Source organism: Thiohalocapsa marina, from assembly GCF_008632335.1.
GTDB classification, from domain to species: domain Bacteria; phylum Pseudomonadota; class Gammaproteobacteria; order Chromatiales; family Chromatiaceae; genus Thiohalocapsa; species Thiohalocapsa marina.
Genome location: NZ_VWXX01000010.1, coordinates 57,939 through 77,862 on the forward strand (window position 1 = coordinate 57,939; position 19,924 = coordinate 77,862).

The 19,924-nt window shown below is 68.3% G+C and carries 15 protein-coding genes; 8 read left to right on the forward strand and 7 right to left on the reverse strand.

Annotated features, from left to right (window positions below; all coding sequences use genetic code 11):
* Positions 1 to 135: 135 nt before the first annotated feature.
* Complete coding sequence (locus F2Q65_RS08885; protein WP_150092525.1) at positions 136 to 1,269, forward strand: hypothetical protein; 1,134 nt, start codon at positions 136 to 138, stop codon at positions 1,267 to 1,269.
* Between the two features lie 40 nt (positions 1,270 to 1,309).
* Here the strand turns inward: F2Q65_RS08885 and purE are convergent, their stop codons facing one another.
* The 6 genes from purE to F2Q65_RS08915 form a co-directional block, all read right to left on the reverse strand.
* Positions 1,310 to 1,861, reverse strand: a complete 552-nt coding sequence (gene purE / locus F2Q65_RS08890; RefSeq protein WP_150092527.1) for a 5-(carboxyamino)imidazole ribonucleotide mutase — start codon at positions 1,859 to 1,861, stop codon at positions 1,310 to 1,312.
* Positions 1,858 to 3,027, reverse strand: coding sequence for a 5-(carboxyamino)imidazole ribonucleotide synthase (locus F2Q65_RS08895; RefSeq protein WP_150092529.1), 1,170 nt, complete (start codon positions 3,025 to 3,027; stop codon positions 1,858 to 1,860). The genes purE and F2Q65_RS08895 overlap by 4 nt, the downstream gene beginning before the upstream one ends.
* Complete coding sequence (locus F2Q65_RS08900; RefSeq protein ID WP_150092531.1) at positions 3,024 to 4,055, reverse strand: LysR family transcriptional regulator; 1,032 nt, start codon at positions 4,053 to 4,055, stop codon at positions 3,024 to 3,026. The genes F2Q65_RS08895 and F2Q65_RS08900 overlap by 4 nt, the downstream gene beginning before the upstream one ends.
* A 2-nt stretch (positions 4,056 to 4,057) precedes the next feature.
* A complete protein-coding gene (locus F2Q65_RS08905; protein WP_150092533.1) occupies positions 4,058 to 4,699 on the reverse strand; it encodes an SPOR domain-containing protein in 642 nt (213 codons plus the stop codon).
* A 51-nt stretch (positions 4,700 to 4,750) separates the two neighbouring features.
* Positions 4,751 to 6,523: an arginine--tRNA ligase gene (argS, locus tag F2Q65_RS08910; RefSeq protein ID WP_150092535.1), complete on the reverse strand. Its 1,773-nt coding sequence runs from the start codon at positions 6,521 to 6,523 to the stop codon at positions 4,751 to 4,753.
* Positions 6,524 to 6,648: 125 nt separating this feature from the next.
* Positions 6,649 to 8,931, reverse strand: coding sequence for a primosomal protein N' (locus F2Q65_RS08915; protein WP_150092537.1), 2,283 nt, complete (start codon positions 8,929 to 8,931; stop codon positions 6,649 to 6,651).
* A 589-nt stretch (positions 8,932 to 9,520) separates the two neighbouring features.
* Between F2Q65_RS08915 and F2Q65_RS08920 the strand changes: the two genes are divergently transcribed.
* The 7 genes from F2Q65_RS08920 to F2Q65_RS08950 all read left to right on the forward strand — a co-directional run bounded on the left by F2Q65_RS08920 (position 9,521) and on the right by F2Q65_RS08950 (position 18,999).
* Positions 9,521 to 10,117, forward strand: coding sequence for an HNH endonuclease (locus F2Q65_RS08920; RefSeq protein WP_150092539.1), 597 nt, complete (start codon positions 9,521 to 9,523; stop codon positions 10,115 to 10,117).
* Entirely contained in the window at positions 10,114 to 10,995 is an 882-nt protein-coding gene (locus F2Q65_RS08925; protein WP_150092541.1) for a fructosamine kinase family protein, read from the forward strand. The genes F2Q65_RS08920 and F2Q65_RS08925 overlap by 4 nt, the downstream gene beginning before the upstream one ends.
* A 76-nt stretch (positions 10,996 to 11,071) precedes the next feature.
* The gene (locus F2Q65_RS08930; protein ID WP_246156101.1) at positions 11,072 to 11,611 is read left to right on the forward strand and encodes a SixA phosphatase family protein; all 540 of its coding nucleotides are present in this window, start codon (positions 11,072 to 11,074) and stop codon (positions 11,609 to 11,611) included.
* A gap of 264 nt (positions 11,612 to 11,875) precedes the next feature.
* Positions 11,876 to 13,549, forward strand: coding sequence for an alkaline phosphatase D family protein (locus F2Q65_RS08935; protein WP_150092543.1), 1,674 nt, complete (start codon positions 11,876 to 11,878; stop codon positions 13,547 to 13,549).
* 139 nt (positions 13,550 to 13,688) lie between these two features.
* A complete protein-coding gene (locus tag F2Q65_RS08940; protein WP_150092545.1) occupies positions 13,689 to 14,102 on the forward strand; it encodes a hypothetical protein in 414 nt (137 codons plus the stop codon).
* A gap of 108 nt (positions 14,103 to 14,210) precedes the next feature.
* Positions 14,211 to 15,635 carry an efflux RND transporter periplasmic adaptor subunit gene (locus tag F2Q65_RS08945; RefSeq protein ID WP_150092547.1) on the forward strand — a complete coding sequence of 475 codons (1,425 nt, stop codon included), beginning with the start codon at positions 14,211 to 14,213 and terminating at the stop codon, positions 15,633 to 15,635.
* On the forward strand, positions 15,622 to 18,999 hold the full coding sequence (locus F2Q65_RS08950; RefSeq protein ID WP_246156103.1) for an efflux RND transporter permease subunit: 3,378 nt from the start codon (positions 15,622 to 15,624) through the stop codon (positions 18,997 to 18,999). Before F2Q65_RS08945 ends, F2Q65_RS08950 begins: the two co-directional genes overlap by 14 nt.
* Here F2Q65_RS08950 and F2Q65_RS08955 read toward each other — a convergent pair.
* Entirely contained in the window at positions 18,972 to 19,898 is a 927-nt protein-coding gene (locus F2Q65_RS08955; RefSeq protein ID WP_150092549.1) for a DNA ligase, read from the reverse strand. The two genes, F2Q65_RS08950 and F2Q65_RS08955, sit on opposite strands and share 28 nt — an antisense overlap.
* Positions 19,899 to 19,924 lie beyond the last annotated feature (26 nt).

A 19,924-nucleotide genomic window follows, 5' to 3' on the forward strand; every position in this document is an offset into this window, starting at 1 on the left:
TGCTTAAAATGGCGGGGCCTCCTGCCCCGTGCGGCAAATGCTGAATAAATCAGCATTTCCCTAATCCGGGGAGTGTCCGGGCTGATCGAGTAAGCGTCTCCCTGGAGAAACGCCGGCGATGTCAGGGGTGATCCCATGCGACTGTTCCATTCGATCTTCGGCGCCCATCACCATCCCGCCGCCTATCCGGCGTCATTGGTCGACCTGGCCATCGAACGAGCGGTGGATGCCACCGATGCCCGTCTGCGGCTGCTCGCCGGCTATCGCAAGCAGTTGCGCCGGCCGGTGATGGCCGCCATCGACCACGTGATTGCGCTGGTGGATGCGATCGGCGAGCCGGTGCCCACGGGCATCCGCGGTTATGCCGACGAACCCCGACTGGCCGCCGTCTTTGCGTCGCCGGCGGACATGCTCGAGAGACTGGGTAGCGATCAGGCATTGGCAGATCTCTTGTCAGACTCGGCGACTGCTGCGGCGGAGCGTCTGCCACAACGCCCAGCGCCGCGTTTTGCCCACCATTCAGTGGCTGTTCCGGTTGCAGGTACGGGCAAAGGCCTGATGGGGCAGGGTGGTGGCAACGACGACGATCCTGGTCAGGAGACGAATCATGTGTTCGCGCTGCTGCTGTGCAAGCGGAGTGAGCGCACGGTGCTGGGCGTCGACCTGGTGGATGACCGGATCACCCGCGATGTGCGGCAGGTGGCGGTCAGTTTCGATCGCCACCGGCTGCTCGACCCGATGCTGAGCGAGACCGAACATCGGCGGCACCTCAAGCGCCGCGGGTTCGATCATTTGCTGACCCTGGCGCTGACGCGCATGGCCGAGGTGCAGGTGGAGGAGGCGGACCTGCTCCGACAGCGCGATCTGTTGCGTCGGAAACGGGCAGCGCTGCAGCGTGGCGGCTGGAGTTTCGAGGCGGGGGACGCCGGCCGTCCGGATCCCGCGGCGTTGCAGACCGAACTGGAGGCCATCACCCAGCGTCTGTCGGCGCTGGGCGCAGACAACAACCTCCTGCGCACGCATCTGCGCATCGTTGTCGAGGTCCTGCAGGATGCGCCGCAACAGTTATGGGCAGAACCCCTGACGCTCTCCCTGGATGCCATGAATATCCAGCGTGACGCCAACGACGCCTCCGCGCGCCACGTCCACCTGTGGGAACTGTGCACCGCCGCTGGCCGGCGCGAGACCATGCTGCCGCTGAACATCCCCGTCGCCGAACTCCCCGCACACGAAGATCTGGTCACCGCCGCGCGGCGCTACCTGTACTAAGGTATCGGTACAGTATATGGATTGCCAGAAATGGTGATTGTCAGGGGCGGGTGCGGGCGACGGTGTCGGCGGTGATTTCGCCGGCGGCCATGCGTTCCACCTTGTGCATGACCTGCTCTTCCAGCGCCTGTTTGAAGGCGCTGATCCGCGCCAGTACGGCGGGGTCGGCGCTGCCGATGATCTGGGCCGCTAGCAGGCCGGCGTTTCTGGCGCCGTTGATGGCCACGGTGGCCACCGGTACGCCGGCGGGCATCTGCACGATGGACAGCAGCGAGTCCTGGCCGGACAGGCTGGAGGTCTTGACCGGCACGCCGATGACCGGCAACGGCGTGATGGCGGCGGCCATGCCCGGCAGATGGGCGGCACCGCCGGCTCCGGCGATGATGGCCCGCAGCCCCCGTGAGACGGCGGAATCGGCATAGTCGTACAGCCGTTTCGGCGTGCGGTGGGCGGAGACGATGGTCATTTCGTAGCCGATGCCCAACTCATCCAGGACATCTGCGGCGGCCTGCATCACCGGCAGGTCGGAATCGCTGCCCATGATGATGCCGACCATGATGGGGGCGGTTGCTGGCGTGTGGTCTGTGGTCATGGCTTTTCCTCGCCGGTGATGCGGATCAGGTCGCGGACGCGCTCCGCCTTGGCCCGCGCCTGTTCGATATCGGGATCCAGCACGGTGACATGACCCATCTTGCGATGCGCACCGGTGCTGGCCTTGCCGTAGAAATGGACCGACACACCGGGGATGGACAGCGCCGCGCGCAGGCCATGGATGACCGGCCGGCCGGCGTAGCCGGGCTCGCCCAGCAGGTTGATCATGGCCGCCGGCATCAGCAGGTCGGTGGCCCCCAGCGGCAGCCCGGTGATGGCCCGCAGGTGCTGTTCGAACTGGTCGGTCATGCAGGCCTCGATGGTGTAGTGGCCCGAATTGTGGGTGCGCGGCGCGACCTCGTTCACCAGCAGTTGGCCGTCCCGGGTCAGGAACAGCTCCACGCCGAAGATGCCGACACCGGCGAGGGACTCGACGGTGTCGATGGCCAGCCGTTGCGCCGCTTCGGCGACGTCGGCCGGGATCCGGGCCGGTGCCAGTAGCAGATCGAGGATGTTCTCGCCCGGGCGAAAGCCCATCTCCACCACTGGGTAACTGCGCACGTCGCCGTCCTGGCCGCGGGCCACCATCACCGCCAGTTCCTTGTCGGCGGGGACGAAGCGCTCCAGCAGCGACGGCACCGGCAGATGCCGGTCGAACTCGGTGGCGGACCGCAGGATCTGCACCCCGCGTCCGTCGTAGCCGCCGCGCCGAGCCTTCTGCACTAGCGGGTAGCCGAAGGCCTCGAACTGTGCCGCCTGCGGGTCATCAGCGGCGACAAAGGGGGCATTGGGGATGCCGGCTTCGGTCAGCACCTGCTTCTGGCGCAGCTTGTCCTGAATGTCCGCCAGCAGCTCAGGGCAGGGAAAGATCCGCCGGCCGCGGCGCGACAGATCCGCCAGGGTGTCGGTGTCGATGTCCTCGATGTCGAAGGTGGCGACGTCGCAGGACTCCACCAGCTCGCGCAGTGCCGCCGGGTCGTGATAATTGCCCACGATCTGGTGTCCCGACACCTGGCCCGCTGGGGAATTGGGCGTTGGGTCGAGCACCACGCAGGTGCAGCCGATGCGCTTGGCGGCCTTGACCATCATCCGGCCGAGCTGGCCGCCGCCGATGATGCCGATGCGTGCCACCGGGTAAGTGAACACGTCTGTGTCCGAATGCGTCATGCCGGTTCCTCCGGGCGACTGTGCTTGAGGCGGGTGCGGTCGAAGGCGGCCTGGGCCTCGGCCAGGCGGGCGCGCACCTCGGGCTCGTATTCCATGGCGAAATCGAGGAAGGTGCGCGCCACCAGCGACAGCTCGCGACCGCGCCAGTACACCAGATGCCAGCGCCGCATGATGGGAAAGCCCTCCACGTCCAGCAGCGCCAGTTGTCCGCCGGCGCTTTCCAGCGTCAGCGAGTGCAGCGACAGCGCGGAGATGCCCAGCCCGCCGACGATGGCGTGCTTGATGGCCTCGTTGCTACCCAACTCCATGCGCACCTGGGGCTGTACGCCGAGGGCGGTGAAATGCTTCAGCACCGCGTCGCGGATGCCGGAGCCAGGCTCGCGCAGGATCAGGTTTTCGCCAGCCAGGCGGGCCAGCGGGATGTCCCGTTCCTGCACCAGTGGATGATCCGCGCGCGCCACCATCACCAGCGGGTTGGGGGCGAAGGGGGTGGTCTCGATCTCGTCGTCGTCCTCCCGCGGCTGGCCGGTGACGTAGAGGTCGTCATCGTGCGCCCGCAACCGCTCGGCGATGTGCTCGCGGTTGGTGACCTGTAGCGACACGTCGATGCCGGGATAGCGCAGACAGAAGGCGCCGAGGATCTCCGGCGCCACGGATGCGGCGGTGGTAAGCACGCCGAGCCGCAGTCGCCCGCGGCGCAGCTGTTTCAGGTCGGACAGCTTGACGTCGAGGTTCGACAGCGAACCCAGGATCTCGCGGCAGGAGGCGTACACCTGCCGACCGGCGTCGGTGGGCTCGACGCTGCGTCCGGTCTGGCGGAACAGGGGCGTTCCCAGAGTGTCGGCCAGCTTCTTGATCTGCATCGACACCGTCGGCTGGCTCAGGAAAAGCTCCTCGGCGGCGCGGGTGAAGCTGCCCAGGCGGCAGATCGCCTCCAGCACCTGCAACTGGCGCAGCGTCGTGTGCCGGATCAGATACTCGGCCCCGCCGTCGGACACGGTGGCCTGGGCGTCTTTCGTGTCGGCCATGGTCAGTCGACGCGCATCATGAGCGCATCGTGGCCGTTGCGTTTGAGCCGCGACTTGAGCGCGTCCGCGTCCGCCCGGGTGAAGCGGCCGGTGCGTACCCGATGGTAGGTCTGTCCGCTGGCAATGGTAACGGTCTGGATGGAGGTCTGCACCCCCAGCATGGCCAGCTGTGCCTTCAGCCGCTCGGCGTCGCCAGTCTTGCGAAAGGAGCCCACCTGCAGCAGGTAGGTAGGGCCGTTGCCGGGAGGGCTGGCCGGAGTCGGAGCCGGCGTGGCCTTGGCGGTATCGGGCACGGCGGGCGTCGGCTTGGCCGGGGTTGGCGCCGATGGTTGCGCGGGCGATTGCCCCGGCAGCGGCGGCAGGGCGACCGGTTCCGGCTCGCGTTCGGCGGGCACCACGACTTCTTCCTCCGGCAGCAGGCTGTAGAAGTCGAACTTGGGTTTCGGCGTCGGGGCGGCCGGACGGGCGTCCGCGGCTGTCTCTGCCACCGTGGCCGCGCCGGACTGATCTGCCCGCATCCAGGCGACGCCGACGGCAAAGCCGCCGAGCAGGCCGCCAAGCAGGAACCAGAAGGCGCAGGTGCCGCGTCGCTGCGTGCGCTTGCGCGGTCGCGCCGGCGAACCCTTGCGATAGTCCAGGGTCATTGTTTCCGATCTCCGCTTGCTGCTCGTGGATGGTCGGCGTGCCGGCCTGGCCTACATCCGGTCCGGTGCCGATACGCCGATCAGGCCGAGGCCGTTGCGCAACACCTGGCGCACCGCCAGGATCAGCTTGATGCGGGCGTCACGCAGCTCGGCGTCGTCCACCAGGAACTGATGGGCGTTGTAGTAGGTGTGGAAGTCGTTGGCCAGTTCGCGCAGGTAGTTGGTCACCTGGTGGGGCTCTGCCGTCATGGCGGCGCCTTCCACCACCTCGGGCCAGCGCGACAGCGAGCGCAGCAGCGCCTGCTCATGCGCCTCGCTCAGGCGCTGCAGATTGACCGTTCCGCGGCTCGGCTCCACCGGCATGCACTTGTCCGCCGCCTGGCGCAGCACGCTCTCGACGCGGGCATGGGCATATTGCACGTAGTAGACCGGATTGTCGGCGGACTGGCTCTTGGCCAGGTCCAGGTCGAAGTCCATGTGCTGCTCGCAGCGGCGCATCACGTAAAAGAAGCGCGCGGCATCCCGGCCGACCTCCTTGCGCAGCTGCCGCAGGGTGACGAACTCGCCGGAGCGGGTGGACATCTGCACCTTCTCGCCGCCGCGATAGAGCACGGCGAACTGCACCAGCAGCACCTCCAGCCGGTCGGCATCGTCGCCCAGGGCCTTCAGCGCACCCTTCACCCGCGGCACATAGCCGTGGTGGTCGGCGCCCCAGATGTCGATGACGCGCTCGAAGCCGCGCTCCAGCTTGTCCATGTGGTAGGCGATGTCGGAGGCGAAGTACGTGGTCTGGCCGTTCTCGCGCTCGATCACCCGGTCCTTCTCGTCGCCGAAATCGGTGGAACGGAACCACAGGGCGCCGGCCTGCTCGTAGACATGGCCCGCCTCGCGCAACCGCTCGATGGCCTTGTTCACGGCGCCGCTCTCGGTCAGTGCGCGTTCGGAGTACCACTCCTGGTAGTCCACGCCGAACTCGTGCAGGTCGGCGCGGATGTCGTCGAGGATGGTGTTCAGCCCCAGCTCGAACACGAATCGATAGCGGTTGTCGCCGAGCAGGCGCTTGGCGGCGGCGATCAGGGCATCGATGTGGGCCTCCTTGTCGCCGTCGGGTTCGTCGTCGCGCTGGTCCGGCGGCACGCCCCTGAAGACTTTCAGCGCGTCAGCGCGGTAGTCGTCGCCGTGCTCGCGGTGCAGGGTGGCGGCGATGTCCCAGACGTAGTCGCCCTTGTAGCCGTTGCTCGGGAAGCCGAGTGACTCGCCGCAGAGTTCCAGATAGCGCAGCCAGACGGAGGTGGCCAGGATGTCCATCTGCCGGCCGGCGTCGTTGACGTAGTACTCGCGATGTACCGAATAGCCCACCGCGGCCAGCAGGTCAGCCACCACCGCGCCATAGGCGGCACCGCGTCCATGGCCCACGTGCAGCGGTCCGGTGGGGTTGGCGGAGACGAACTCCACCTGCACCCGCTTGCCGGCGCCGAGCTGGCTGCGGCCGTAGTCGGGGCCGCGGGCGAGGATCTCGGGGATCAGCGCATGGTAGGCGTCTTCGGTCAGGCGGAAATTGATGAACCCGGGACCGGCGATCTCCACCGCGGCCACCATCGGCGAGGCGGGCAGGGCATCCACCAGGCGCTGGGCCAGGTCGCGCGGCTTCATGCGTGCCGGCTTGGCCAGCACCAGCGCGGTGTTGGTGGCGAAGTCGCCATGGGCGGGGTCGCGGGTGCGCTCGATCTGCACCGCGTGATCGGCGGGCACTTCGGCCAGCAGGCCCTGGCCCGCCAGCGTCGCGAGCGCCTGCGCAACGAGTTCTTGCAACTTGGACTTCATTGAATGCCCTGGGCTTGGTAGCAATGACGGCGGGCACGGTCAGGCCCCCGAGGTTAACCTGCAAGGATACCGGAAATCGGTGGGCGATGGATGTCGCCCCGGTGCAGATCTTGAGGTTCGGATCCTCAGTACAGATCCTTGGGGTCGACATCGATGCTCCAGCGCACATGTCGCGGTGCCGGCAGTGCTCGCAGTCGGGGCAGCAGGGTGGCGAGCAGGCCCTGCAGCTGGCTGCGCCGGGGCGCCTGCAGCAACAACTGGGCGCGCACGCGTCCGGCACGGCGTTCCATCTGCGCCGGTGCCGGCCCCCAGAACTCCACGCTCGGCGGCGCCAGCGGCCGTGCCGTGACCAGCACCTGGCGCAGGAACTCCAGCGCCGCCTGCGCCTTGGGGCTGTCGGCGCGCAGCAGGGCCTGGTGGCTGAATGGCGGCAGGGCCGCCGCCGCACGTTCCGCCAGCGCTGCCTCGGCAAAGCTGCCGTACCCTTGCCGCAAAAGGCGTTCGAGCATCGGGTGCTGGGGGTGCCGCGTCTGCACCAGCACGGTACCCGGGCGGTCGGCGCGGCCGGCGCGCCCGGCCACCTGGATCAGCAACTGCGCCATGCGCTCGGCGGCGCGAAAATCGGTGCCGTAGAGGCCGAAGTCGATGTCCATGATGCCCACCAGGGTGATGGCGGGCAGGTGATGGCCCTTGGCCAGCATCTGGGTGCCCAGCAGGATGCGGTAGTCACCACGCTGGGCGGCCGCCAGCAGGCGTTCCAGTTCGCCCTTGCGCCGGGTGCTATCGCGATCGATGCGTGCCAGCGGCACGCCGGCGAAGCGCTTGCGCAGGGTGTCTTCGACGCGTTCCGTGCCCTGACCCAGGGGCCGCAGATCCGGCGACTCGCAGCAGGGGCAGCGCAGCGGACGCGGCTGGGTCAGGCCGCAGTGATGGCATAGCAGCTGATCGCGTCCCCGATGCAGCGTCATGCGGGCGTCGCAGTGGTTGCATTCACTGACCCAGCCGCAGTCGTGACAGGTGAGCACCGGCGAGAATCCGCGCCGGTTCAGGAACAGGAGCACCTGGTTGCCCGCCTCGATCTGCTGGTCCATGTGCGTCAGCAGCGCATGGGACAGTCCGGTCTCCAGGTACTGGCCGCGGATGTCCACCAGCCGGATGTCCGGATCCGCGGCCTGGCCGGCCCGCCGGGTCAGGGCCAGGCGCCGGTAGCGCCCCTCACGGGCGTTGAACAGGGTCTCCAGCGACGGGGTGGCGGAGCCGAGCACCACCGGGCTGTCCGCCAGCTGCCCACGGCGCACGGCCAGGTCCCGGGCTGAGTAGCGGAAGCCGTCCTGCTGCTTCAGCGAGGCGTCGTGCTCCTCGTCGACGATGAGCAGGCCGAGGGCGGGCATCGGCGTGAAGATGGCCGAGCGCGTGCCCAGCACCAGTCGGGCCCGACCGCTGGCGGCCTGCTGCCAGGCGAGTTCGCGCTCACGCTCCCCCAGTGCCGAGTGCAGCACCGCCATCGGCGCCGCGATGCGCCGGGCGAAGCGTTCGCGCAGTTGTGGTGTCAGGCCGATCTCCGGCACCAGCACCAGTACCTGCCGCCCCTGCGCCAGGGCGCCCTCGATTAGCCGTAGGTACACCTCGGTCTTGCCGCTGCCGGTGACACCGTCGAGCAGGAAGCAGCCGAACCCTGACTGCTGCGCGATGATGTCGACCGCCTGCTGCTGTTCGGTGTTGAGTTCGGGGCCGGTGTCCTGATTCGGGGCCTGGTCCGACGCCTGAGCAGATTTCGGCGGCGGATGTTCGGCGTTCGGGGCGCTGGCGGACGGCCCGTTTCCGGCATCCGCCGCGATGCGGCAACGCGCGACCAGGCCCTTGGATGCCAGCGCCCGCAGCGCTGCCGAACAGTCGCCGAGCCTTTGGCGCAGCATGCCGTCCTCAAGCCCCGCCGGCTGGCTGCGCAACAGCCCAAGCGCGTCGCGCTGACGCGGAGCGCGCTGCAGGTCGGCCATCGCCAGCGTGGCACCGGCGGCGGTGGCGCGCCAGCCGGGGGCGGCCGGGTCCAGCACCGGCTCCGGTCGACGCAGGCGCGCCGGGATGGCGCTGAACAGGGCCTCCGCCGGGCTGCACTGGTAGTAGCGCGCGGCCCACAGCACAAAGCGCAGGTCGCCGTCGGTGAGCAGCGGCGTTCGGTCCAGCAGGGCGTCGATGCGCTTGAGCCGGTCCGGCGGCAACGCGCTGGTTGCGGCAACGGAGGTGATCATGCCGACACGCCGACCGCGGCCAAAAGGCACCAGCACGCGCATGCCGGCGCAGGGCACCACAGGGCCGCCGGGAACGGGCGGCAGGTAGTCGAACAGGTCCGCCGGCGCCGAAGTCACCGCGACCCGGATGCAAGCGGTCGTCGTCTGCGCCGTGCTCATCGGGGCGGCGCGTCTCCCGGGGGCCACCCGTCAGTGCTGCCGGCGGCGGGGATTGTCCACAGATGCTGTGGATAACTTAGTGGAAAAGACATGGATTCAGGCCCCCGTGGCCTCTGAACACTGGTGTGCGGTCGGATTGGTCAAGTGTTGACCATCAGGAATAAGGCTCATTAAAACAGACGGTTAGTGTTTAGGTGCGTAAGGACGATGGTCGTCCTCCGGGAGTGTGGCGGCTTCGCCGGAGCAGCGGGGGCCATGTGCAAAACTCCCATGATTACGAAGACATGAAGACGCTAATCTGAGGCATCGCCGCATCTGTGGCGGCCAAATCCGGGTGTCGTTCGGACGCCGTTTCGGTGGCCTGGCTGGACGATCGGCCCGGATACAAGCAGGCGTGCCGATTCAGTGTAACGACCGGCGTGCCTGTCGGCGTTTGGGTCCGTGCCGGGCGCACCGGTGGACGGCCGGTGCATGGGCTGCGTCACAGGCCGGCGCCGCCCCTGTGGCCCTTGCCCGCATCCTACAGCCTGTGTTGCAACCCCGCGGCAAGCCTGTATCATGCGCTGAAACTCCCGACCGGGGCCGTGACATGGCGTTACTGAGCCAACAGATCCTGCGCACCGATCTGGCGGGCATGCCGCTGGAGTGGGTGGATTACAAGGCCGCTGCGCGATTGTACTTCCTGGGGCAGGTGGCGTATGCCTGCGGCGACCCGCTGCTGCATCTTCGCGGCGGCATCAACGCCCGCAGCCGCCGGCAAAGCCGGCTGGAGATCCACTCCATCATCGCCACTCATGGCGCCCATCAGGCGCTGAGCAAGCTGCGGCAAGACTATGTGCCACCGCTGTCCAACCGCACACTGTTCCAGCGTGACGATCACATGTGCCTGTACTGTGGCGGGCGCTTCTCCCCCCGGCACCTATCCCGGGATCACGTGCGCCCCATCAGCCTGGGCGGCAGGGACCGCTGGAACAACGTCGTCACCGCCTGCGTGCGCTGCAACAATTACAAGGCCGGTCGCACGCCGGAATCCGCCGGCATGGAACTGCTGGCGGTCCCGTTCATCCCCACCCATGCCGAGTACGTCTATCTGATGGGTCGCCACGTGCTGTCGGATCAGATGGCGTTCCTGCGGGCGCACTTCCCGCGCACCAGTCCGCTGCTGCGGCGGATCGCGGTGACATGAACCAGCACATCGCCCGGCAGATCGCCGATGCCTGCGGGCGCCCGTTCACCCCCGGCCCGCCCCGCGCAGTGGGCGGTGGCTGCATCAATGCGGCCATGGTCTTGTCCGACGGGGACCAGTCCTGGTTCGTCAAGCACAATGCCGCCGACCGGCTGCCCATGTTCCAGGCGGAATTCGAAGGTCTGCAGGCCATGGCCGCCACCGACAGCATCCGTGTGCCGCGCCCGCTGTGTACCGGTAGCGCCGGCAACGCGGCCTTCATCGCCATGGAGTACATCCCGTTCGAGGGGCAGGGCGGGGGTGCGTCCGCGGCCCGTGCGGGGGAGCAACTGGCGGCCATGCACCGGGCGACGGCCCCCCGCTTCGGCTGGCACCGCGACAACACCATCGGCTCAACGCCGCAGCCCAACGCACCCACGCCGAGCTGGATCGACTTCTGGCGCCGACAGCGGCTGGGCTTTCAACTGGACCTGGCCTCGCGCCTGGGCTACGGCAGCCGGCTGGCGGACCGGGGCGCGCTGCTGCTGGAGAACTGCGACGCGCTGATCGATCATGATCCGGCCCCGTCGCTGCTGCACGGCGACCTCTGGGGCGGCAACCTGAGCATTGCGGCCGGCGGCGAACCGGTAGTGTTCGATCCGGCCTGCTACTACGGTGATCGTGAGGCTGACATCGCCATGACCGAGCTGTTCGGCGGCTTCGGTCACGACTTCCATCGCGCCTACCATGCCGCCTGGCCACTGGATGCGGGTTATGCGGTGCGCAAGACCCTGTACAACCTGTATCACACCCTCAACCATCTGAATCTGTTCGGCCCGGGCTACCTGTCTCAGGCCGAGGGCATGATCGATCGCCTGCTGGCCGAGGTCCGCGCCTGAGGACCGGTACTTTCGTCATCATGACCGTTATGTTAGAAAGCGGCGGTCAAACGGAAGTTACCCGACGATTCCTCCCTTGCATCGCTCCGATCCCTTCTCCCGTATTCCCCGCGAGCTATTGGTCTTGCGTCATGCCAAGTCCGACTGGGACAGTGGCGCGGCGACCGATTTCGACCGCCCCTTGGCCAAGCGCGGAAAACGCGATGCCCCGCGCGTGGGTGCCTGGCTCTACCGCGAGGGCATGGTGCCGGACCTGATCCTGAGTTCCCCGGCCGTGCGCGCCCGTGAGACGGCGCTCAAGGTCTGCAAGGCGCTGGACTTGAAAAAGAAGCGCATCGTCTGGGAGCGCGCCATCTACGAGGCCGAGGTGCCCACGCTGCTCGAGGCCCTGGCGCGCGTGCCCGATGCCATCGCGACGGTGCTGCTGGTGGGCCACAACCCCGGGCTCGAGGGCCTGGTGCGCTACCTCTGCGGCGACGACGTGGACGAGCCGGAAGACGGCAAGCTGTTGCCGACGGCGGCCGTGGCGCGGCTGGAGATGCCCGACGACTGGTCACAGCTCGAATCCGGCTGTGCCAGTCTGCTCGCGCTGGTGCGTCCGCGGCAACTGGCCTGACCGCCCCTGCCCGATCGGTGGGCTGCCTGTGGGCAGACCAAGGCTTGCGCAGGCAAGCTGAGGCCACACAAGGACCACTCCGGGGCAATTCAGGGGCAGCGCGCATCCGTGGCCGATTGGCGCTACACTGTGCGACACCGCCGCGCCACGCTCGGACGTCCTGTCCAGACCGCATCCATGCCCAGTTCCACCGCCCGATCCATCCTGTGCTTCACCGCGCTTCTCCCTGCGCGACCCTCCGGGCAAGCGGAGAGGCGCTCCAGGGTGCTGCGGCCCAAGGATCGGCCCAGTGAGCGATCTGGCAGGCGGCTGGCCATCCTGGCCTGTTTGACGCTGTGTCTCGCCGCCGGCCCGGGCGCGGGCCCGGCCGTCGGCGACCCTCTGCAACGGGCGCCGGCACCGGTCATCGCCGTCGGTGACGTCACCGCCGAGAGCGCGGTGCTCTGGGTGCAGGCGGACCGCGAGGGCGTAGCCCTGATCGATCTTACCGAGGCGCCGCCCGAGGTTGCGGCGTTGCAAGCGGACGCGGAACGGGAGCACGACCGCAACCGGGACCCCGACCGTGACCACGCGCGCGCTCAGGATCGCCCGCCGGAGGTGGCCGGTCCGCTGGCGGCACCGAGTCGGCATTTCGAGGTGCCGCTGTCCGCCCGCTCCGACTTTACCGCCAAGCTGCGCATCGACGGCTTGAATCCCGGCATGGTGCAGCACTGGCGCGCGGCCGTGCAGGGCGCGTCGGATGTGCTGGGCGAACAGGCCCGCGGACGCTTTCGCACCGCACCTGCGGCCTACACCGCGGCGGCGGTACACCTGCGCTGGGGCAGCGACCTGGCCGGACAGAACGTCTGCCGTGACGCGGAACGCGGTTTCGAGGTCTTCGACGCCATTCATGACGGTGCGCCGGATCTGTTCGTCGGCCTTGGCGACATGATCTACGCCGATGGCCGTTGCGAAGCGGTCGGCATCTATGGCAATGCGCAGATCCCCACCAGCTTCGGCCCGGCGACGGATCTGGCGGGGTTCCGTGCCCATTGGCGCTACACCCGCGCGGACATGGGCCTGCGGCGTCTGTTGTCCCAGACCGCCTATTACACCGTCTGGGACGATCACGAGGTGATCAAGGCCCTGGGGCCGTTGCATGATGCCCACGAACAGCCGCCCTACACGGCAGGGGTGTCGCTCATGCCCATCGGCATGGCTGCGTTGCTGGAGCAGAACCCCATCGCCGAACATCCGCTGACGCCGAAGCGGCTGTACCGGTCGGTCCGCTGGGGCCAGCACCTGGAACTGCTGTTGCTGGACACCCGCCAGTATCGGGATCCGAACCAGGCAGAGGATACGCCGGAACGGCCGAAGACCATGCTCGGACGCGAACAGCTGACCTGGCTGAAGACGCGGCTGGAGGAGTCCCGGGCAACCTGGGTGGTGGTGGCCTCCAGCGTGCCGATGTCGCTGTCGGAACGCGCGCCCGAGGCCGTCGGCCGCGACGGCTGGGCCAATGTGGACGGTGCCACCGGTTATGCACGGGAGCTGGCCGCCATTCTCGAGCATGCGGCGACCCACGGCCGCAACAATCTGGTCTTCATCAGCGGCGGCGTCCGCTTCGGCGCCGCGCTGCGTTATCGCCCCTTCAGCGAGCGCCCCGGGTTTGTCGTGCATGAATTCCTGGCGCCGCCGCTGAGCGCGGCGATCAGGCGCGAGGCCGACATCGATCCGGACCTCGGCGTCGAGCGCTTGTTCCTGCATGCGCCGGCATCCGGACAGGACATCCGGCAGTACGAGCAGGCGCGCGACTGGTTCGGCTTTGGTGAGTTGCGCATCGATGGAGCCGGCCTGCTGAGCGCCGCCCTGCGCGGCGCCGACGGCCGGCTGCTGCACGAGCTGCGGCTGAGTCCCGCCAGCCCCATGCGGCTGGCGGCCATCGGCTTTCGGCCCTGAGCGGCCGAATCCGCGCCTACCCTATTCGTACCCGCCATTCGTACCCGCCATTCGTACCCGCCATTCGTACCTAATATCCGCTCCTCGCGTTCGCAGAACAGCACTTGCAACGCCGGCGCAGCGCTGCCATTCTCACTCCGTGATCAGACGCACCGACATTCGCCGCCTCGTGCTGCTACTGAGCCTGACGCTTTTCCAGGTGCAGGTGATGGCGTCATGGACGCTCGGCTGTCTGCATGCCGACGAGCCTGCGGCGTCGGCACCCACCTGCCCAATGCATGCAGCGGCCGCGTCGGCCGATACATCCGCCGGGGCCCCGGTGCAGGATCAGCCGCAGGGTGATGCCGATGCGTCTGGTCCGTCCGGCACGTCCCTGCTGGACTGCCCCAAATGCGCCCTGGGCATCGCCATCGGCCAGTTCGATCACCACGGGGCCGAACCCCTCTGGCCCCTGTCTGCCCGCCAGGCAGAGCCGTGTGCGCTGCGAGCCGGCCATTTCTATCGCTTCCGACCCGAGTCCTTTCTGAGACCTCCGATCGCCGCTGCTGTCTGACGCGCCCCCAGGGGCCTTGCGGCCGGCGGCGTGGCCATCGGCCAGTGTCATGCAGGGCCCGCGTGCAATCCGACAGCGTCGCCCGTGCGGGCGCGCAGGAAGTGGTCCATGTCCGTTCTCCGTCTCCTTGTCCACCGGTGCCCCGACGGTGCCAGCCAGTGCCTTGTGCAGCGCAGGCTGCTGCCCACGCTGCTGCTCGTGGCGACAGTGCTGCTCTACGCGTGCGGTGAGCCCCGGCAGCCGCCATCCGAGTCCATCGCCTCGGCCGCCGACGACACCCCCCTTGAACATGCCGAGAAGCATCTCGACCCCAAGTACGTCTGTCCGATGCATCCGCGCATCATCAAGGACGCGCCGGGCACCTGCCCCATTTGCGGCATGGATCTGGTGCCACGGCAGCTTGACCCGATGACCGGAAAGCGCCCGCAGGTGGCCCTGACCCCGGCGGTGGTCCAGACCCTCGGGGTGCGCACGGCGCCGGTGCAGCGGGGCACCCTGTGGAAATACATCCGTACCGTCGGCCGCGTTGCCTACGATGAGACCCGGCTGGCCCATGTGCATCCGCGTGCGGCCGGCTGGATCGAGTCGCTGAGCCTGCGCGCCGAGGGCGAGCCTGTGGTGCGTGGCCAGCAACTGGCTGAACTCTATGCCCCGGAGATCCTGTCGGCCCAGATCGACTTTCTGCTGGCGCTCGACCAGACGCGCCTGGATGGGCCGCAGGTCAATGCGGACAAGGCGCGCAACATCCTGCGTCTGCTCGCTGTGCCGGATGATGTCATCCGCGCCATCGAGCAACGCGGCGAGCCGCAGAACCGGGTGCCGGTGCGCGCGTCCATCGACGGCATCGTCACTGCCATGGCCGCCCGCGACGGCATGTATGTCACCGAGGCCAGCGCCCTGTTCACCATCGCCGATCTCAGTCGGGTGTGGGTGCTGGCAGAGGTCTACGAGCATCAGATCGACTGGCTCGCCGAGGGCCTGAGCGCGGAGATGACGCTGCCGGCACGCCCCGGTCGCAGCTGGGAAGGCCGCGTAGACTATCTGTATCCGGCGCTCGATGCGGACACGCGCACGCTGCGGGTGCGGCTGGTGTTCGACAACGCGGACCTGTCGCTGAAGCCGAACATGTTTGCCGATGTGATCATCTATGGCGGTCCCAGGCGCGATGTGCTGAAGATACCGGCAGAGGCGCTGATCGTCACCGGCGAGCGAGAGAGCGTCGTCAAGGCGCTGGCGGACGGCCGTTTCCAGCCCGTCGACGTGGTCACCGGCATGCACCGCGGCGATGAAGTGGAGATCCTCTCGGGCCTGGACGCCGGCGACCGGGTGGTGGTCTCCGGGCAGTTCCTGATCGACTCCGAGTCGAGCCTGCAGGCGAGCTTCCAGCGCCTGAGCGATGCCGATACCGCTCGCGGATCGACTGCGGAACCGGCTGCGCAAACGCCGACCGATGCGGCTGTGGATTCGCTGCCGGATGCGGCCGCGGAGGCAGCGGCGACCGGATCCGGAGGGCGCGACCATGCAGGGCACTGATACCCAGACCGGCGTGGGCGCGCTGCCCGCGGTCATCCTCTGGTCCATCCGCAATCGCTTCCTGGTGCTGATCGCCGCCGTGCTGCTGGCGGGCTGGGGCGTGGTGGCGGTGCTACAGACGCCGCTGGATGCCATCCCTGACCTGTCGGACGTGCAGGTCACCGTCAAGACCAGCTTTCCGGGGCAGTCGCCGCGGGTGGTGGAAGAGCAGGTGACCTATCCGGTCACCACCACCATGCTGTCGGTGCCCGGCGCCAAGGCGGTGCGTGGCTACAGCTTCTTCGGCGACTCCTACGTGCATGTGCTGTTCGAGGATGGCACCGACCTGTACTGGGCCCGCTCGCGGGTGCTGGAGTACCTGAATCAGGCCGCCGCGCAATTGCCTGACGGCGTGCAGCCGCGCCTCGGCCCGGATGCCACCGGCGTCGGCTGGATCTACAGCTACGCCTTGGTGGACCGTAGCGGGAGCCATGACCTGGCGCAGCTGACCAGCCTGCAGAACTGGTTCCTGAAGCCTGAACTGCAGACGGTGCCCGGGGTGGCGGAGGTGGCCACCGTGGGCGGCATGGTGCGCCAGTACCAGGTGGTGGTGGATCCAGAGAAATTGCGCGCCTACGGCATCCCGCTGTCGCGCATCTCGCAGGCGGTGCAGAACGCCAACCGGGACGTCGGCGGCTCGGTGCTTGAACTGGCCGAAGCGGAGTACATGATCCGCACCCGCGGTTACCTGCGCTCGCGCACGGACATCGAACTGATCCCGATCAAGGTCGGGGCCGACGGCACGCCGGTGCTGCTGCGGGATGTCGCCCGCGTGCAGATCGGCCCGGAGATGCGTCGCGTGGTGGCGGACCTGGACGGCGAGGGCGAGGTAACCGGCGGCATCGTGGTCATGCGCCATGGCGAGAATGCCCTGCAGACCATCCGCGCGGTCAAGGCGCGCCTGGACGATCTGCGGGCGGGGCTGCCCGCAGACGTGGAACTGGTGGAGACCTACGACCGCTCCGGCCTGATCCTGTCGGCGGTGGACAACCTGCGGCACAAGCTGATCGAGGAGTTCATCGTCGTGGCACTGGTGTGCCTGGCCTTTCTGCTCCATGTGCGCTCGGCGCTGGTGGCCGTGATCAGCCTGCCTCTGGGTGTGCTGGCCGCCTTCGTCATCATGCAGGCCCAGGGCATCAACGCCAACATCATGTCCCTGGGTGGCATCGCCATCGCCATCGGCGCCATGGTAGATGCCGCGCTGGTGATGATCGAGAACGCCCACAAGCATCTGGAGCGCTATCAGGCGGAGCATGGCCGGCGCCCCACAGGCGAGGCCCACTGGCAGGTCATCGGCACCGCCGCCACCGAGGTGGGTCCGGCGCTGTTCTTCTCGCTGCTGGTCATCACCCTGAGCTTTCTGCCGGTGTTCACGCTGCAGGCGCAGGAAGGGCGCCTGTTTGCGCCGCTGGCCTATACCAAGACCTATGCCATGGCCGCGGCGGCGGGGCTCGCGGTGACCCTGGTGCCGGTGCTGATGGGCTACCTGATCCGGGGCCGTATCCCGAGCGAACAGCGCAACCCGCTGAACCGCGGGTTGATCCGCCTGTACCGGCCGCTGTTGCGCCGGGTGCTGCGTCGCCCCCATCGCACCCTGGCCATGGCAGTGCTGCTGATGTTCAGCACGCTGATCCCGCTGGCCGGCATCGGCGGCCTGCTGGCGCCCCTGAAATGGCCGTTTCAGGTCGCCGGACTGGCACTGGGGGAGGACGGACCGCAACGGGGCGCGATTGCGCAGGTGGAGGCCTGGCAGGCGGGCCTGGCGGAGCGCTGGCGCGACAGCTTCCGCGGCGTGCCCGTCATCGCCGACTGGCACCGCGGGCTGGGCTCGGAGTTCATGCCGGACCTGTACGAGGGCGACCTGATGTACATGCCCACCACGCTGCCGGGGCTGTCCATCGGCAAGGCGCAGCAATTGTTGCAACAGACCGACCGGCTGATCGCCTCAGTGCCGGAGGTGGAGCAGGTGTTCGGCAAGATCGGTCGCGCGGATACTGCCACCGATCCGGCGCCGCTGACGATGATCGAGACCCTGATCCGGCTCAAGCCGCAGGACCAGTGGCGGCCGGGCATGACCGTGGAAGGGCTGATCGAGGAACTGGATCGTACCGTCGATCTGCCCGGCCTCACCAACGCCTGGGTCATGCCCATCAAGACCCGCATCGACATGCTTGCCACCGGCATCAAGACGCCGGTCGGGGTCAAGATCGCCGGGCCGGACCTGAACGAGATCGAGCGCATCGGCCAGGCCGTGGAACAGGCGGTGATGCAGGTGGAGGGCACGGCATCGGCCTTCTCCGAGCGGGTCGCCGGCGGGCGCTATGTGGAGATTCGCCCGGACCGGCTGGCGGCCGCGCGGGTGGGCCTGAACATCGCCGACATCAACGCCGTGGTGGCCGCCGCCGTCGGCGGCATCAATGTCACCCGTACGGTGGAGGGGCTGGAGCGCTACCCGGTGAATATCCGCTTCCCGCGCGAGCAGCGCGACAGCGTGCAGGAACTGCGCGAACTGCCCCTGGTCACCCCCACTGGCGCCCAGGTGGCGCTGGCGCAGGTGGCGGAGGTGGTCATCACCGACGGCGCGCCGATGCTGAAAAGCGAGAATGCGCGGCTCAACGGCTGGACCTTCGTCGACATCCGCGGCCGCGACCTCGGCGGCTGGATCGACGAGGCGCAGGCCGTAGTGCGTGCCCAGGTGCCCTTGCCGCCGGGCTACTCCCTGACCTGGTCCGGCCAGTTCGAGTACATGCAACGCGCGCAAGAGCGTCTGGCCCAGGTGGTGCCGCTTACCCTGGCAGTGATCCTGCTGCTGCTCTACCTGGCCTTTCGTGGTGTCCCCGAGGCGTTGCTGGTCATGCTGTCGGTGCCGTTCGCCTTGGTCGGCGGGTTCTGGCTGGTCTACCTGCTCGGCTACAACCTGTCCGTGGCCGTCGCGGTGGGGTTCATCGCGCTGGCCGGGGTGGCCGCCGAGTTCGGTGTGGTGATGCTGGTCTACCTCAACAACGCCGCGCGGCAATGGCGCCAACGAGGCCAGCTGCGCACGGTGGCGGATCTGGAGGCGGCAATCGAGGACGGGGCGGCGCTGCGCATCCGGCCAAAGGCCATGACCGTCGCCACCATTTTCGCCGGGCTGTTGCCCATCATGCTGTTCGATGGCGTCGGCAGCGAGGTCATGCGCCGCATTGCCGCGCCGATGGTCGGTGGCATGATCACCGCGCCGCTACTCAGCCTGTTCGTGATTCCGGCGGTCTACCTGCTGCTGCATCGGCGCCACCTGGGGGGGGAAGGCGGCCAGTGTTACAGCGGATCCGCCAGGCGCAGGTAGCTGGCGAAGCGTGGCAGGCCGTTGACGGTGCGGCCGTGGTACTTGAAGCTGACCAGGCTGCCGATCGGCGGTGGGTCCGCGCGCTCGGCGTCGCTGAAGCCGGTGCCGATGCGAAAACGCGTGCCATCGGGCTCTTCCACCAGCAGGGAGCCCAGCATGCCCTGGTACTTGCCGCGGCCGGGAAGGTGGTCGATGACCCGGGCGTCGGCCTCCAGGTAGGGTTTGACCTTGAGCAGGTGATCGCTGCGCCCGGCACGGTAGGGTGCGTCGCGACGATGCAGCATCAGTCCCTCGCCACCGTCGGCCACCACCCGCTCAAGGGTTGCCATGAGCGCCGCATGGTCGGCGACGACGGTCTGTTCGGCCAGCCCCAGATGCGGGTTGGCATGCCCCTGGAGCAGTTCTTGCAGGGCCGCCGCCCGGGCTTCGAACGGGCCGTCGTGCCGGGGCAGGTCGAACAGCACATAGCGCACCCTTTGCCAGGCGTCGAGTTCCGGTTCGAGCCGCCGGGCCGTGCCCGACACCTTGGCGAAGCTGCCACGGCCCATCCAGAGCTCGCCGTCCAGCGGCACGTCCGGAAAGCCGTCGGTGAACCAGGCCGGTGCATTGATGACCAGCCCACCACGGGTGATCAGCCGGGTGCCGTCCCAGTAGGCGCGCACACCGTCGAACTTCTCGCTGACCAGGTAGTCGGCCAGGTCGACGCCGGGGCTGTAGACCTCGGCGAGGGTTAGGTCCGGCGGCATCGCGCGGAAACCGGCGACGGGGTTGCTGCAGTCGCCGCCGCGGGTGCTGCTGCCTTCGCCGCAGTCGGTGGGTTCGGCGTTCGCCAACGCCTGTGCGCGCAGCATGCCCAGGGCGATCAGTGACAGCGCAGCGCGGGTCCAGTGTGTTGTCATCAGCGGCCCCCGGTGGTTGTGGTCTT